Below are 15,453 nucleotides of genomic sequence, written 5' to 3'. Positions count from 1 at the left end.
AAATGGTTTACAGACCGTAAAATGAGATTCTATTGTATTTCATACAGTAGAATGTTGTGTTTTGGGTGAAAAATGGCCTTTGTTCAACATTCAATTGTACCGAATACAATAGATTCTATTACGAAGCCTTTTTTACAGTATTCCATTGTACAAAATGCAGTTACTATCGTTCCAGCGCCTACAGCATCCGAATGACTGCTGTGCGAATGAGACGCTGGCTCGTTAAGGTCTGGTAATGGTCATATTCACAATATCAGCTCTGATGCGCTACTAGCTGAAAATGGAAGATTTCATGTGAACATTCTATAGATTAACTATGCAATATGATGCATAATAGGGATGAAAAGTCACTGGTTGCGCTTTCATCTATTAACTTACAGAGGGGAATCTGCACAATGAACGATCTGACAACAGGCACGCTGACTTCAAGTCCGGTAATGGTCCGGCATCCGCTTAACCCGATTCTGAAGCCTTCTGATGTACCCTATGGACCGGCCATGGTATTCAACGCCGGGGTGACAAAATTCAAGGGCAGATATGTCATGGTGTTCCGCAATGATTATGGCGATGAGAGCAAGGGAATCGTGGCTCCCCATCATACGACCAATCTGGGCCTGGCCTTCAGCGATGACGGCGTAAGCTGGGAGGTACAGCCGGAGCCCTGCTGGTCCTGGCATGATGAAGAGGTGGTCCGGGTGTATGACCCGCGCCTGAGTGTCGTTGGAGACCGCTGTTATATGTGCTTCGCAGTTGATACGCGTCACGGGTTGCGCGGCGGGATCGCTGTCACTGACGATTTCCGTTCGTTTGAAGTATTAAGCCTGTCGCTGCCTGATAACCGCAACATGGTGCTCTTCCCGGAGATGATCGGAGGCAAGTATGTAAGACTGGAGCGCCCGCTTCCGGTCTACAGCCGGGGCGGCCGCGACCGCTTCGATATGTGGATGAGCGATTCCCCGGATTTGAAGTACTGGGGGAATCATAAGCTGCTGCTGGCCGTTGAGCAAGTGGCTTATGCCAATGACAAGGTAGGTCCCGGTGCGCCGCCGGTGAAGACGGACAAGGGCTGGCTGACCACCTTCCATGCGGTGGACCTCGACCCTGCCCGGGGTAAGAACGGCTGGGAGGACAGCTGGAAGAAGCGCTACACCGCCGGCATTATGCTGCTGGATCTCGAAGATCCCAGCAAGATTATCGGCCGGGCGGAAGCTCCGCTGCTGGTGCCGGAGGCGGTGTACGAAACGGCAGGCGGCTTCCGCAACGATGTGATTTTCCCCGGGGGGATGATTCTGGAGGACACCGGAGAGGTCAAAATCTATTACGGTGCGGCCGATACTGTGGAATGCCTGGCGACGGCCCATGTGGACGATCTGCTCCGGCTCTGCCTGGACCCACAGAGATAATTAGACCGGTTGTATAGGCAGGGGGACTTCCGTTATGCGGAGGGCTTCCTGCCTTTTTCATTAATAAGGAAATTATGATGCATCGGCAGGATGACTATATTCTGGATCAGTAACAGGAATGACTTCACTGATTTCACCGGACACATGGACAGCGCGTGGTCATCTGGGCCGAATGTGGTCGGAAAACCGACTACATTCGGTGCGACAGAGGTGTGTGAGCCAGATATGGTCGAAAAACCGACTACATTCGGTGCGGCAGAGATGTGTGAGCTGGATATGGTCGGAAAACCGACCACATTCGGTGCGGCGGAGGTGTGAGGGCGGGATGTAGTCGAAAAACCGATCACAATGGGGATGCTGCAGGCGTTTTGTTCTAATTATCATAACCTGTCTTGACGCCGGACCGGAGCAGCCGTATGGTACAAGTGACAAGAACCGACAACCCAAGGGAGGTACAAGGTACATGCTTCAGAAGGAAAAGCTATGAATACATTCACAGCCTATGTCCGGCAGCTCCGGCGGCAGATCGCCGGCAGGTATTACCGGATATCCATCAAACAGAGGATTCTGTTCTCGTTCATCGTGCTGATCACGCTGTCCATCAGTGCAATGGGCACCTTCTCGTATTGGATTGCCGCGCAGGAGATCGAGGATAATGCTTACGCCGGCAGCCGGGAGACCGTAAGCAAGACGGCCCAGCTGCTGGATTCCCGCCTGAATGATGTGGCGCTGTCCGTGCAGTCCCTGATGCTGAGCGATGCGTACCGCAAGATGATGCTCGATGTGTTCAGCCACGATGTGTCCAATTACTATGTACATTTGTCGGATCTGCAATATGTGCTCTCCCAGGCAATGTTCAATCAGCCGATCATTGAGAGTGTGCTAATCGTAACCCCGATTGGCGATTTCTATCCCACTACGCAGATCCGGGCGCAGGACAATTCGTTCTACGGCTCGGAATTATATGATCTGAGCAAGGAGCAGCCGGGCGGCTACTGGGCCAAAGGACATTATGACCGGTTGTTTACAGGCAGCCAGCGGGTGGTCTCCTTCATAGTCCGGGGAATTTATGAATACCCTTACACGCCGATCAGCAATGTATTTATTGTGGTCAATATCAGGGAGAGCCGGATCGATGAGCTGCTGAATCAAGGCGGAGAACAAGCAGGGAGGAATTATTATCTGGTGAGCGGGGAAGGAGAGGCGGTGTTGGAGTCCCGCTGGCCGTTCCGGGGCAGATTCCCCTGGAAGCCGGTGCTCGCCGGAGCCGGAAAAGCGGCCGATCCGCAGGATCACTACTACAGCTATGGCGGCAAGGAATATTTGGTGAATTATACAAGCTCAGCCGCATCACCCGACTGGATCATCTCCGGCATGCAGTCGCGGGACCAGCTGCTGGGCAAGCTGCAGCGGGTGCAGCGCATTACCTTCTATGTCATCGTTGTCTTCCTGCTGATCACCTGGCTGATCTCCAATCAGCTGACATCTGTGTTGCTGAAGCCCCTGTTTAAGCTCAGGCGGCTAATGCGCAGAGTCGAAGAGAACCAGCTCAGCGTGGTGTATGAGAGCCGTTATGAGGACGAGGTTGCCCAGGTCGGCTTTCAGTTCAACCGGATGATGTTGGAGATTCAGGCGCTGATCGCGGATGTGAAGACCAAGGAGGAGGACAAGCGGCATGCCGAGATCCGTGCCCTTACGGCGCAGATGGAGCCGCACTTTCTGTACAATACGCTCAATACCATCTATTGCAAATCGGTCATGGGCGAGAATGACGATGTGAATGAGATGATCCTGTCCTTGTCGCAGATGTTCCAGCTCGGGCTCAGCGGCGGCAAGGATATGATTCCCCTTGGGGATGAGCTGTCCCACATGCGGCAGTATTTCGCCATTCAGCAGAAATGCTATGAAGGATTGTTTGAATACACGGTGACGGTGGAGGATGAGTCACTGCTTACTTGTCTGTTGCCCAAAATTATCCTGCAGCCGGTGGTGGAGAACAGCATCCAGCACGGATTCAGTGACCGGACTATAGGAGGCAGGATAGACATCACGGTCAGCCGGGAGCAGGGGCTGCTGCATATTTGCATTACCGACAATGGACGGGGGCTTGACGCTGCACGGGTCAAGCAGGGGATGGCCTCGGCTCCGCAGTCGAGGAAAGGCTATGCCCTGTTCAACATCAGGCACCGGCTGGCCCTGTATTACGGGGACGAAGCCCGTATGGATGTGGGCGGCGAGCCAGGTAAGGGATCACAGACGGATCTGTGGATTCCGCCTAGGGAGGAGAGATGAAGGATGGACCGGAAGCAGGAGCCGGAAAGATTCAAATTATGTGTAATTGACGATATCAAAAGTGTGGTGGAGATGGTCTCGCGCAAGCCGCCGTGGCAGGAGCACGGTATTGAGGTCGCCGGTACGGCGCTTGACGGTGAAGCGGGGCTGCAGATCATCCGCGAGACCCGGCCCGACATTGTGCTGACGGATATCCGGATGCCAAGAATGGACGGCCTGCAGATGACCCGGGCGATTCTGGAGGTGCTGCCGGATTGTAAGATTATTATCCTCAGCGCCTACTCGGAGTTCTCTTATGCCCAGGAAGCCATCCGGCTGGGGGCGCTTGATTTCGTGAAGAAGCCCTTTTCCCTGGAAGAGATTGTGAATGCAGTGCTGAAGGCCAGGGAGCTGTGCCGGGAGGAGCGTCAGGAGACCGCCAGACTTGCTGTGATGGAATCCAAAATCAAGGAAAGTCTGCCTATCCTCCGCCAGGAATACCTCACCTTCCTGCTGCACCACCAGACGACAGAGGCGGATGCCCGTTCCCGCTGGGCCTATCTCGATATCCCGCTGGACCAGCATGATTTCTTCGTGTTTGTCGCTGAGATTGATCATTTCGCGGAAAAGCTGAGCGGGCAGCCTGTGCAGGAGGTCGAGCTGCTAAGGTTCAGCCTGCACAATATTCTCGAAGAGACGATTTCCGCCTGGACCCGCGGCGTTATTATCCGGGAGTCGACAGACCGGTACGTCTGCATCATGAACGGCTCGGACCCGGAGACCGCCGCGCTGATTACCGAGGCCTGCTGCATGAATGTCAGCCGCTTCTCGCGTCATACCATTTCTATTGGCGTGGGTCTGGGTACGGTGGCGATTCAGGAGCTGGGCACGGCGTACAGGCAGGCGCTCAGCGCGCTGGGGTATCATTTCTATACCGGCGGCAACGGGGTCTATCATTATAGCAATATTGAGAACAAACCACTCTCGCTTCACAGCTATTCCGCTGCCGCCGAGCAGGAGCTGCTGTTCGCCCTGCGTTCCGGTAATTCTGTCAAAAGCCTGCAGATGCTGGACCAGCTATTCTCGGAGCTGCTGGACAGCGGGCTTTTGCCTGAGCCGCGTTATGTTGAAAGTGTCGGCTATGAGCTGGGCTCCAGGATCTGCCGGGTCCTGCTGGAGCAGTTCCCTTACGGGCAGGTGGAGCCGCTGGAACTCCGAATTGCCGCCATGAAGAACCAGGTGCATCCATCCCTGCAGGATATCCGGGAACTGCTGTCCTGGCTGTGCCGGGAGGCCTGTGCGCTGGTGGAGGAAGCCCGTTCTCAGGAATCCACGCGGATTATCCGTCAGGCCGTCGAATACATCCATAGTCATCTGGATACGGGGCTGTCGCTGGAGCAGGTGGCGAAGCAGATTAACCTCAGCCAGGGATATTTCTCCAATCTGTTCAAGAAGGTGCAGGGGATTTCGTTCCAGCAGTATGTGATGCATGAGAAGATGGAGAAGGCCAAGGCGATGCTGATCGGCGGCCGGCAGGTTCAGGAGATCGCCCAGGATCTCGGGTATGAGCACAGGCGTTATTTCAGCGAGGTGTTCAAGAAATATACCGGCATGACCCCGTCCGAGTTCAAATTGCATTATCTTGGAAAAGAATAGAAATCAGCAGGGGAGGAATTTCCGCGGGGCGGAGATGACCTCCCTTAACTCTATCTAACTCCTGCAGAAACCTGCCCTTAATGTGGGCTTACCCGCCTTATCCGTTGTGCCCAATCCATCTATAATCAGGTTGTAAGTGAATACAGCAGGGATATATAAGGGGGAACTACCAATGATGAAGCGTACGCTAATAACATCTCTGAGCCTGGTCCTGGCACTTGGCCTGACAGCCTGCGGCAACGGCAACGGTAACGGCGGCAACGCAGTTGAAGGCAAGGGAGAAGGGGCGAAGGCTGGTTCGGGAGAAAAAACTAAAATCAGCTACTGGACAGGCGACCGCCATGACGCGGATTTCATAAAGGAGAAGGTAGCCGAGTTTAACGCATCCAATCCTGACGGGATCGAGGTGGAGCTGGTCGTTAAGGGAGACGACTTCGATACCGCACTTGATCTGTCCTTCCAGACCTCCGATGCGCCGGATGTGATCCGGGTGAAGGAGAATACCATCCAGACCTTTTACAAAAAAGGCTTTCTCGCTCCCATTGACGAGTTCCTCACCGATGAGGTGAAGACGAAATTCCCGGCTATGCCGGATTTGAATGAATTTGACGGCAAGCGTTACAGCCTGCCTAACTTCGGAACGACCATGCGTCTGGTATACAACAAGGATCTGTTCGCCAAAGCAGGCATTGAGCATCCGCCGACCACTCTGCAGGAGCTGGTGGATACAGCCAAGAAACTGACAGCAGCCGGCAAGGCGGATGGTGCTTACGGCTTCGCCCTGAACTTCAAGAACCCCGGCAGTGCGTTCGCACGTTCGGCGCGGGTGGTTGCAGAGATGAGCGGCTATGGCGGCTTCGGGTATGATTTCAAAACGGCCCGCTTCGACTTCAGCGGCTTCGAGCCGATCATCAATGCCTTTAAGCAGATCAAGGATGACGGCAGTATGCTGCCGGGTGTAGAATCGCTGGATATTGACCCGCTGCGGGCGCAGTTTGCGGAAGGCAAGATCGGAATGTACATGTCCTACTCCTCGGAGCCGGGCGTCTACAAGAATCAGTTCCCGGCCAAGATTGACTGGGCGGCCGCTCCGGTTCCGACCATCGACGGCAATGTGAAGGGGGCTTCCGGCTTCCTCGGGGGCCAATGGCTGGCGCTCAGCTCGAAATCAGAGCACAAAGAAGCAGCCTGGAAGTTCATGGAGTTCATGTACGGCGATCAGGTGCTGACGGATTATCAGGAAAAAGGCTTCGGCATCTCCATGGTTCCATCCGTCAGCGCAGCCGCCAAGACACCGGATGTGAACGGCATTGAAGGCTTCCTGCCGAACAAGCACGATGGAGTGTGGCCGGTCTATCCGTCTGTAGCCCCGGAAGGAATGAAATCGGATGACGCCTTCTTCAAATATATGCTGAACGGCGGCGACCTGAAGGCGATTATCGCTGATCTGAACAAACGCTATAATGCTGCACTGGACAGCGTGATTGCGAATGACGGCGTGAAGGCCGAGCCGGATGCCGGCTTTGATCCCGCCGCGCTGGGCGGCAAGTTCGCCAAGTAGATCGAAGGTTAGGGATAGAGATACAGGCCGGGATAGCGGGGGATGAGGGAGCAACTCTCTCATCCCTCTGCTCTGGCCGTAAGGGAGAGGAGCCGGAAGAAACCAGATGAACAAAACAAAACATGCCTTATTTTCATATAGCTTTATCTTTCCAAGTGCCTTGCTCACTGTGGTCCTTGGAATTTACCCGATTGCCTGGGCGTTCCGCTATATGTTCTATGATTACAAAGGGTTCGGAACGGCCCGGTTTACCGGTCTGGCTAATTTCAGCCGCATTCTGAAGGACACCCAGTTCTGGGATTCGGTGGTGAACACATTTGTCTATGCAGGCGGCAAGCTGCTGATCACCATTCCGCTGGCCCTGCTGCTGGCAGCCATATTGAACCGGGGGCTGCGGGGCAGACAGCTGCTGCGGGGGATTTTCTTCATGCCGACCGTTATCAGTACAGCCGTAATGGCCGTAGTCTTCTTCACGATTTTCAACTCGTATAACGGAATTCTCAACCAGTTCCTGATCCGCTTGGGCCTCACAGATTCCGGCGTGGACTGGCTGGGGCCGAAATATGCCATGCTCACCGTCATTCTGGTTGCGGCCTGGGGCGCGGTCGGCAATTATATGCTGCTCTTCCTCGCCGGTCTGCAGAATATTCCCGAGGATGTGTATGAGGCCTCTTCTCTGGACGGGGCAGGGAAAATTCAGCAGTTCCGCTATGTCACTCTGCCGATGCTCGGGCCTGTCATGCAGATGGTTATTATGCTGGCGATCATTACAGCTCTGAAGGGCTACGAGAGCATCATGGTTCTGACCGAAGGCGGTCCTGTAGGCAAGACGGAGGTCATGTTCCTGTATTTATACAAATTATTCTTCCCTGTCGGCGGGGGCAGCGCGGCGGTTCAGGTCCAGGAGTTCGGATACGGCAGTGCGGTTGCCTTTGTGTCTGCGGTCATCGTAGGGATGATATCACTCATTTATTTCTACGCATCCAGACGCATGAATCAGACCGATTGAGGAGAGAGGCTATTATGAGACTAAGAACCATACTGGGCAAAACAATCCTGTGGACTTTTTTGCTGTCGTTTGCTTTTATCACCCTGATTCCTGTTGTGATCACTATTCTCGGCTCCTTCAAGACGAATGCCGAGCTGACTGCGGGAGCGACCTTCCTGCCGGATAGCTGGCACTTCTCGAACTATGCCGAAGCCTGGTCGCAGGCGAATTTCTCCAGATATACGCTGAACAGTCTGCTGGTCTCTCTGGCGGCAGTGGTCGGCACGCTGCTGGTCTCCTCCATGGCGGCTTATGTGGTGGACCGGATGGATTTTGCCGGCAAAAAATTGTATATCGGACTGCAGTCCTTCACCATGTTCGTGGCTGTAGGGGCGGTCGTGCTGCGTCCGCAGTTCGATCTGATGGTTAAGCTTCATCTGCACAGCAGCCTGTGGGGGGTTATATTGATTCTGATCTCTGCCCATGCTTCGATCTTCTTCATTCTGTTCAGCTTCATGAAGGGGATTCCCCGCGAGCTGGACGAGGCGGCGCTGATAGACGGCTGCTCCCCCGGCCGGACCTTCTGGCGGATTATTCTGCCGCTGCTCGGACCCGGACTGGGCGTAGGCGCCCTGTTCACCTTCCGCGGCGCGTGGAATGAATATCTGCTGCCGCTCGTGTTCACGATGACGAAGCCGGAGCTGCAGACGCTGACCGTCGGGCTGGCGAACCTGAAATACGGGATTTCGGCCGCTTCCCAGACCCACTATATGATGGCGGGCGCTTGTTTATCCATTCTGCCGATTCTCGTCGCCTACCTGTTTGCGAACAAATCCTTCATGCAGATGACGGCCGGTTCCCTGAAGGGGTAGCTGTCTGGCTCTGCACATAACACTCAACATTCAACATTCAACACACAACATTCCACATTCAATATTCAAGGAGGTACACCCCATGACTCAACACGTTTCGGCGATTCTGCAATCCGCCCCTTTCATCCGGCGGTATCACGGCAATCCGGTGCTGGATGCAGCGAAGGTTCCTTACCCCACCGCACTGGTATTCAATGCCGGTGTAACGAAATTTAACGGCAAATATGTGATGATCTTCCGCAACGATTACGGCTCACTGGACTATCAGACGCTGGAGCCGCACCACACTACGGATCTCGGCATTGCTTACAGTGACGACGGTCTGAGCTGGACCGCCGGCCCGAAGCCGGTGTTCAAAATGCATGACGAGGAAATTATCCGCGCCTATGATCCGCGCCTGACCGTGCTCGGCGGCCGCTGTTACATGTGTTTTGCCGTGGATACGCGCCATGGCATCCGCGGCGGCATTGCCGTTACCGATGATCTGGAACACTTCGAGGTGCTCAGCCTGTCTACACCGGACCTGCGCAATATGGTACTGTTCCCCGAGACCATCGGCGGCAAGTATGTCCGGCTGGAGCGTCCCTTCACGGTGTACAGCCGCGGCGGCCGGGACCGCTTCGATGCCTGGATCTCCGAGTCGCCGGACCTCGTGCATTGGGGCAACTCCAACCTGCTGCTCGCTGTCGAGCAGGTGCCGTTTGCTAATGATAAGGTCGGTCCGGCTGCACCTCCGGTCCGGACAGACAAGGGCTGGCTGACCACCTTCCATGCGGTGGATGTGGACCCGGCCAGAGGCAAGCACGGCTGGGAGGACACCTGGAAGAAGCGCTATACCGCCGGAATTATGCTGCTGGATCTGGAGGACCCCCGCAAGGTGATCGGCATGAGCAGGCAGCCGCTGCTGGCACCGGAGACAGATTATGAGATTGGCGGGGGCTTCCGTAATCATGTGATTTTCCCCGGCGGGATGATTCTGGAGGATGACGGCGAGGTCAAGATCTATTACGGCTCTGCGGATACGGTGGAATGCCTGGCCACGGCCCATGTGGACGATCTGCTCCAGCTCTGTCTGGAGCCAGGGGAATAAATAAGATGGAAGCTAGCTGAAGGCTGAAAGGTGGAACAACATTGGGGCCATGTGCCATGATTGGAGCGGCGTGCGCGGAGATTGTGCATGAAGTGCAACAATGCCGGCTCAATAGGAGTGACTGTGGGGAGATCGCACAAAGTGTAACAATGCTAGCTCAATAGGAGCGGCCGTGAGGAGATTGTGCATGAAGTGCAACAATTAGCTACATAGGAGCCGCCAGCGCAGGAATCCTGCACAAATTGCAACAATCCAGCACAATAGGAGCCGCCAGCGCGGAAATCCTGCACAAAATGCAACAATGTAGTTCAATAGGAGCCGCTAACGCGTAAATCCTGCACAAATTGCAACAATACAGCTCAAATTAGCACCGGTTCGCCGAAATTCCTGCAAAAGTTGCAACAATAGCTCCACAGCCAGTAACCAATTTAGAGAAATCCTGCAAAAGGTGCAACAATGCCGGAGACAACCGGCACCGTAAGCGGGCTGAAGTGTACAAATGCACCTGATTCGGCCGGAAGCAGGCGCAGGGCGGAAATGAGGTGTATAAATACACCAGATTCAGCCGGAAGCAGGCGCAGGGCGGAAATGAGGTGTATAAATACACCAGATTCAGCCGAAAGCGGGCGCAGGGCGGAAATGAGGTGTATAAATACACCAGATTCAGCCGAAAGCAGGCGCAGGGCGGGAATGAGGTGTATAAATACACCAGATCCAGCCGAAAGCGGACATTAGGCGGAAATAAGGTGTATAAATGCACCACAGCGGGAGCGGCTGGCATCCGGTCAGCCCGTCAACTGCTGGAGCAACATGTGCAGCACCCTCAGCTCGTCAACTGGTGCAGCACCAGCGCGCATGCGCCTGTTGCAACTGCGCGCTCGCCCAGGCTGCTCCGGGTGAAGCGGACGTTATATTGTCCGCGGTAGTAGGTCCGCTCCAGGGCGATCCGCGTGGCTGTCTCGTAGAAATCTGCCGCTAGGAACAGCGGGCCGCCGAGAATAACCTCCTCGGGATGCAAAATATTGATCAGATTCGCCAGCCCGATGCCGCAGGCTACCGCCATCTCTTCGAATAACCTGATCATCACTGGATCGCGCTCCTGGAGCGCTTCCAGCAGATGGACGAATTCTAAAGCCTCCGCATGCTCTGCCAGAGCACGGAGGCTTGTGCTGCTGCCCAGCCGCCAGGCCTCGCGGGCCTGCCCCTCCAGCGTCCGCACCGACACATAGCTCTCCCAGGCCCCGGCGTTGCCGCCGGGAATCTGCGGAGGCACTCCCGCGCGGTCAATGATCATCTGCCCGACCGCTCCCTCGGTATCGATTATGCCGTAGAGCAGCCGCCCATCGTTCATAATAGCGGAGCGCAGGCCGATTCCGGCATGGAGATAGAGAAGGTGCTGCTGCATCCGGTTGCTGCCGGCCCAGTACTCGCCGAGCAGTGCAGTATTGGCTCCATTATCCAGATAGACAGGCACCCCCAGGCGCTGCTCCAGCTGTTCCTTGATATGTACTTGTGACCAGCCCTCTGCAGGAAAGCGGGCCGGATTCAGGATGACTCCGGCTGTACGATCCAGCGGACCAACCGCACCGATGCCAAGACCGGCGACCCGGCTGAGCTGGACAGAGGCTGCGTCAAGCATCTGTAAGCCCTGTCTGTGGAGCGACTCCATTAGAAGCTCAGGGGTAAGCCCTGCATCCATGCTCCAGGTATGCTCGCCCAGCAAGCGCAGATGAAAGTCCGTCAGCACAAGCTTGGCATGGGTCCGGGAGATCTCCAGTCCGAGCAGATAAGCGTATGATGGATTCGTCTCATAAAGGGTAGGGCGGCGTCCTCCGGTGGATTCGCCGAAGCCGACTTCAACCAGAAGCTCCTGGGACAACAGCTCATCCAGGATGCGTGTTAACGTGCTTATGGTCAGCCCGCTTTCGTCCAGCAGGGTCTGCTTGGAGACGGTACCGTGTTTTCTGACCGTGAAATAGATCTCTTTGGCTTTGGGATTGGCGATGATTTCATGAATAGGCAGCACAGATGGTTCTCTCCTTATGAAAAGACTATACCTGACGAATGGACTACATCTGCTTCAACAATGACATAAAAAGCAGGGTGCCGCAACTATCATAAGGAGAGCGTAAGCGCCATTTCGAACTTGTAGCCGCTGCCGGGGAGAGACGCTGGACGGTCAGGCAGCACATGAGGATAAGTAGGCGCTAGTGGAGGGGATTGTTCATCCTAGAGCAGCGCCTTGAAGGAATGGCGGATCACATCGCCGCGGCTGATGATGCCGACCAGCACACGGTTCCGTTCAACGGGAACCTTTTTGATCTGCTTTTTGCCGAGGATGGTGGCGATGGCTTCAATATCTTCTTCGGCATGCACAGTGATGACCTTCTTCTTGGCGATAGCCATTACGTTCAGACCCAGCAGCTTCTGCGCCCGTTCCTCGAACAGATCATTATCCCCGACGAACACATTAATCTGGAAAAAAGAATCCACAATCAGATCCTCATGCCTGCCGATATAGCGCATAATATCCCCGTCGCTGAGGTAGGCGACAATCTCATTCCGGTCATTCACTACAGGCATGCCGCTGATCCGGTGGGCAATACATTTCTCAATAAAAGTCCGTACGGTGTCTTCCTGCTTCACCTTGTACACCTGACGGACCATGAATTCATGGGCTTTCATACCGGTTCCCCCTGAAAATTAGCTTTTGCAGAAATAAGTTGTATCATGAAAGTATATACTTGTATTATACAAGTGGAAAGAGTAAAGTCAATGAATAAAAGAGAAGAGGGGCAACCGGCATGGACAAACATTCAATTGAGACAATAGAGCTGGAAATGGCGGTTCTGTTCCGCCGTCTCACTTCAATTACCACGTTCAAAAAAATCGGCAATCTGGATCGTGCGGCCTACCTGCTGCTGCATCACATTGCATCTCGTGAAGGAACTGCCGGGATCAAGGCAATCTCCGATGAGTTTCAGCTGGATATTTCTACGGTCAGCCGGCAGGCTGCCTCACTGGAGAGTAAGGGGTACATCACCCGGGTACCAGACCCTGTGGACGGGCGGGCTTATTCGCTGCAGATTACGGAGACGGGCCAAGCGAGTCTGGAAGAGAACCGGCAGGTCCGGCAGGAGATGATCGAACAACTGCTAAAGGACTGGTCGGAGGAGGAGGGACAGCTGTTCGGGGAGCTGCTGCGGAAGTTCAATGCAACTTTTCTGGAAGAGGGCTGATGGGTCCCGGAAGTCTCTGGAAGCCCACTGCAGACATCACAGCAAAAGGGCCGTCCGCAGCGTTACTTCACGCTGCGGACGGCCCTTTGCATAGTATTCAGGGAAGCGGAACAGGTCTCAAGCAAAGCCTGCATTCCCGCTCATCCCTACCCACAGCGGGGATTGCTCCAGAGCCGCGGCGAGCTGGAGCAGCAGGTCCTCGCGCCCTTTGGAGGCCATGACCTGGACGCCGATCGGCATTCCTTCGGCCGTAAGATGCACCGGCACGCTCATGGCGGGCTGGCCGGTCAGGTTGGCTAGCTGGGTGAAGGGCGTGTAGGTCAGGCTCGGCTCGAACATCTCATAGATCATCCGCCGCTGCGCATCCTTCGGCAGCCCGCTGACCTGCATCAGCTCCTCTGTCTCCGCCGTGGTCTGGGTCAGCTCTCCGACCTTCGGGGCGGAGTCTGCATTAGCCGGAGTAATATACAGATCGAAGCGGTCCATCAGCGCGGCCATTTGCGCAGCGGCTACATCCCATTCGTGCAGACTGTGCACGAATTCTGCCGCCGAGACCTGCTTCCCGGCTTCGGCCAGCACCCAGGTGACAATATCCACTTCCTCTGCCTTAATTGCACGGCCCATGGCGCTCTCAAGCGACAGGAACATGGCGGATACTTCCCCGGCGTTCATCGTATAGTAGTTGTCCATCAGCCGCACCCCGTTGACCGGGCTCAGCTTCTCTTCCACCTCATAGCCCTCGGACTCCAGCCACTTGACCGTCTTCAGCACGGCCTCTACCGCCTCAGCGGATACCGGTGTTCCCACCGGCGAAGCGGTGGTGAAGGCGATCCGCAGCTTCCGCTGCGCAGGCTTCAGCAGATCGTCCAGGTAGACGCCCGGATACAGCGGCGTCTGAAAAGCCGCTTCCGGCTGCACCACCTGCAGCAGATCCAGCATCGCGGCGCTGTCCCGCACCGAGCGCGTCAGCGCAAAATCAATCGACGCGCCCTGCCACTGGCGGCCGATCCCCGGGCCGACCGGCGTGCGCCCGCGCGTCGGCTTCAGCCCGAACAGGCCGGTGAACGAGGCCGGTATGCGGATGGAGCCGCCGCCGTCACTGGCTCCGGCGGCCGGGACGATCCCGGCGGCAACCGCTGCCGCCGCACCGCCACTGGAGCCGCCGGGTGAACAGGCGGGGTTCCAGGGGTTGCGGGCCGGGCCGTGGAGCAGGGGCTCGGTGATATTTTTGAGCCCGAATTCCGGCGTATTCGTATGGCCCAGCGGAATGAAGCCGCCGCGCCGGATACGGGCCACATAGTTGGAGTCCCGCTTCGCGATATTGTCCTTCATCAGCAGAGCGCCCGAGGTCAGCGGTTCGCCGCCAATCGCCTGCGAGATATCCTTCAGCAGGAAGGGGACTCCGGCGAACGGACGGGGGGTATCCCCGGCCCCGGAATCAAGGGGCATCTCCGCAGCCTCCTTCAGCGCAGCCTCCCGGCGGGTGCGCACCACCGCATTCAGCAGCGGATTCACCTCATCCATCCGGGCATAGGCGGCTTCCACAAGCTCACGCGCCGAGACCTCCCGTGCCTTAACTAGGGCGGCAAGCCCCAGCGCATCATAACCGGAATAAGCAGACAACGACATAGGTATAACCTCTTTCTGCAGGAACAGGCAGGCTACTTAGCGGTCAGGCTATAGCTGCAGTCTCGCGCATAGTATATTGCGTTATAAGGAGGGCAGAGACTTTTCAAGTGCGCTCATCTGTAAGATATTGTTTCACTGGAGGCGGCGTGTACTCTGCGAACTGCTGCAGAATGCCCTCCGGCGTGGTAGCGTTCAGCATGATGGAATGATGCTTCTCCTGCATGAATTGTTCCCGGGCCATGTTGCTGAACAGGGTAATCAGCGGATCATAATAATGATTTACATTAAGCAGTCCGCAGGGCTTCTGATGCAGGCCGAGCTGAGCCCAGGTGAAGATCTCGAAATACTCCTCCATCGTGCCCGGGCCGCCCGGCATAGCAATGAATCCGTCCGCCAGCTCAGACATCTTAAGCTTCCGTTCGTGCATAGAGTCTACCATGATCAGCTCCGTCAGACGGGTGTGCTCGATCTCCCTTTGCTTCAGAAAATGCGGCAGCACCCCGATCACCTGACCTCCGGCCTGCATCACACTATCTGCAATAGCGCCCATCAAGCCTACAGTAGCTCCGCCATAGATCAGCGTAATGTTACGTGCGGCAAGCTCCTTGCCGAGTAGAATAGCGGATTCCTTGTATACGGGCGAAGTCCCTTCACTGGAACCGCAGAACACTGCGATACTCTTCATAAGCTGCTGACTCTCCTTTATCTTAAGATAATGTAATGTGCTTTGAAGAACGGTTGTTT

13 protein-coding genes are annotated in these 15,453 nt (G+C 55.7%); 9 read left to right on the top strand and 4 right to left on the bottom strand.

What is annotated here, in order from left to right:
- Nucleotides 1–395: 395 nt before the first annotated feature.
- The 8 genes from NSS64_RS20460 (at nt 396) to NSS64_RS20425 (ending at nt 9,841) form a co-directional block, all read left to right on the top strand.
- The gene (locus NSS64_RS20460; protein WP_341141329.1) at nt 396–1,403 is read left to right on the top strand and encodes a glycoside hydrolase family 130 protein; all 1,008 of its coding nucleotides are present in this window, start codon (nt 396–398) and stop codon (nt 1,401–1,403) included.
- Between the two features lie 90 nt (nt 1,404–1,493).
- A complete protein-coding gene (locus NSS64_RS20455) occupies nt 1,494–1,721 on the top strand; it encodes a hypothetical protein (protein ID WP_341141328.1) in 228 nt (75 codons plus the stop codon).
- A 165-nt stretch (nt 1,722–1,886) separates the two neighbouring features.
- Entirely contained in the window at nt 1,887–3,695 is a 1,809-nt protein-coding gene (locus NSS64_RS20450) for a cache domain-containing sensor histidine kinase (protein ID WP_341141327.1), read from the top strand.
- Between the two features lie 3 nt (nt 3,696–3,698).
- Nucleotides 3,699–5,330 carry a response regulator gene (locus NSS64_RS20445; RefSeq protein WP_341141326.1) on the top strand — a complete coding sequence of 544 codons (1,632 nt, stop codon included), beginning with the start codon at nt 3,699–3,701 and terminating at the stop codon, nt 5,328–5,330.
- 172 nt (nt 5,331–5,502) lie between these two features.
- Nucleotides 5,503–6,891, top strand: coding sequence for an ABC transporter substrate-binding protein (locus NSS64_RS20440; protein ID WP_341141325.1), 1,389 nt, complete (start codon nt 5,503–5,505; stop codon nt 6,889–6,891).
- A gap of 106 nt (nt 6,892–6,997) precedes the next feature.
- Nucleotides 6,998–7,900 (top strand): carbohydrate ABC transporter permease, encoded by a 903-nt coding sequence (locus NSS64_RS20435; RefSeq protein WP_340942787.1) that lies wholly within the window; start codon nt 6,998–7,000, stop codon nt 7,898–7,900.
- A gap of 14 nt (nt 7,901–7,914) precedes the next feature.
- Nucleotides 7,915–8,751 (top strand): carbohydrate ABC transporter permease, encoded by an 837-nt coding sequence (locus NSS64_RS20430; protein WP_340942786.1) that lies wholly within the window; start codon nt 7,915–7,917, stop codon nt 8,749–8,751.
- 82 nt (nt 8,752–8,833) lie between these two features.
- Complete coding sequence (locus tag NSS64_RS20425) at nt 8,834–9,841, top strand: glycoside hydrolase family 130 protein (protein ID WP_341141324.1); 1,008 nt, start codon at nt 8,834–8,836, stop codon at nt 9,839–9,841.
- A gap of 823 nt (nt 9,842–10,664) precedes the next feature.
- On the opposite strand, the gene NSS64_RS20420 is transcribed toward NSS64_RS20425, so the two are convergent.
- Together NSS64_RS20420 and NSS64_RS20415 are read right to left on the bottom strand one after the other, a co-directional pair.
- A complete protein-coding gene (locus NSS64_RS20420) occupies nt 10,665–11,867 on the bottom strand; it encodes an ROK family protein (protein WP_341141323.1) in 1,203 nt (400 codons plus the stop codon).
- 203 nt (nt 11,868–12,070) lie between these two features.
- Nucleotides 12,071–12,526: a CBS domain-containing protein gene (locus NSS64_RS20415; protein WP_340942781.1), complete on the bottom strand. Its 456-nt coding sequence runs from the start codon at nt 12,524–12,526 to the stop codon at nt 12,071–12,073.
- 119 nt (nt 12,527–12,645) lie between these two features.
- On the opposite strand from NSS64_RS20415, the gene NSS64_RS20410 reads away from it, so the two are divergent.
- Nucleotides 12,646–13,080: a MarR family winged helix-turn-helix transcriptional regulator gene (locus tag NSS64_RS20410; protein WP_341141322.1), complete on the top strand. Its 435-nt coding sequence runs from the start codon at nt 12,646–12,648 to the stop codon at nt 13,078–13,080.
- Between the two features lie 117 nt (nt 13,081–13,197).
- Here the strand turns inward: NSS64_RS20410 and NSS64_RS20405 are convergent, their stop codons facing one another.
- Both NSS64_RS20405 and NSS64_RS20400 read right to left on the bottom strand, forming a co-directional pair.
- A complete protein-coding gene (locus tag NSS64_RS20405; RefSeq protein WP_341141321.1) occupies nt 13,198–14,709 on the bottom strand; it encodes an amidase in 1,512 nt (503 codons plus the stop codon).
- A 103-nt stretch (nt 14,710–14,812) separates the two neighbouring features.
- A complete protein-coding gene (locus tag NSS64_RS20400; RefSeq protein ID WP_341141320.1) occupies nt 14,813–15,394 on the bottom strand; it encodes an LOG family protein in 582 nt (193 codons plus the stop codon).
- Nucleotides 15,395–15,453 lie beyond the last annotated feature (59 nt).

This window comes from Paenibacillus sp. FSL H8-0122 (assembly GCF_038005345.1).
Taxonomy (GTDB): domain Bacteria; phylum Bacillota; class Bacilli; order Paenibacillales; family Paenibacillaceae; genus Paenibacillus_AQ.
This window is presented reverse-complemented; position numbering and strand designations above follow the sequence as displayed.

Excerpts from the sequence above, each read along its gene's own strand:
- NSS64_RS20460 (WP_341141329.1), top strand. The coding sequence starts at position 396 with ATGAACGATCTGACAACAGGCACGCTGACTTCAAGTCCGGTAATGGTC.
- NSS64_RS20455 (WP_341141328.1), top strand. The coding sequence starts at position 1,494 with ATGACTATATTCTGGATCAGTAACAGGAATGACTTCACTGATTTCACC.
- NSS64_RS20450 (WP_341141327.1), top strand. The coding sequence starts at position 1,887 with ATGAATACATTCACAGCCTATGTCCGGCAGCTCCGGCGGCAGATCGCC.
- NSS64_RS20445 (WP_341141326.1), top strand. The coding sequence starts at position 3,699 with ATGGACCGGAAGCAGGAGCCGGAAAGATTCAAATTATGTGTAATTGAC.
- NSS64_RS20440 (WP_341141325.1), top strand. The coding sequence starts at position 5,503 with ATGATGAAGCGTACGCTAATAACATCTCTGAGCCTGGTCCTGGCACTT.
- NSS64_RS20435 (WP_340942787.1), top strand. The coding sequence starts at position 6,998 with ATGAACAAAACAAAACATGCCTTATTTTCATATAGCTTTATCTTTCCA.
- NSS64_RS20430 (WP_340942786.1), top strand. The coding sequence starts at position 7,915 with ATGAGACTAAGAACCATACTGGGCAAAACAATCCTGTGGACTTTTTTG.
- NSS64_RS20425 (WP_341141324.1), top strand. The coding sequence starts at position 8,834 with ATGACTCAACACGTTTCGGCGATTCTGCAATCCGCCCCTTTCATCCGG.
- NSS64_RS20415 (WP_340942781.1), bottom strand. The coding sequence starts at position 12,526 with ATGAAAGCCCATGAATTCATGGTCCGTCAGGTGTACAAGGTGAAGCAG.
- NSS64_RS20410 (WP_341141322.1), top strand. The coding sequence starts at position 12,646 with ATGGACAAACATTCAATTGAGACAATAGAGCTGGAAATGGCGGTTCTG.
- NSS64_RS20405 (WP_341141321.1), bottom strand. The coding sequence starts at position 14,709 with ATGTCGTTGTCTGCTTATTCCGGTTATGATGCGCTGGGGCTTGCCGCC.
- NSS64_RS20400 (WP_341141320.1), bottom strand. The coding sequence starts at position 15,394 with ATGAAGAGTATCGCAGTGTTCTGCGGTTCCAGTGAAGGGACTTCGCCC.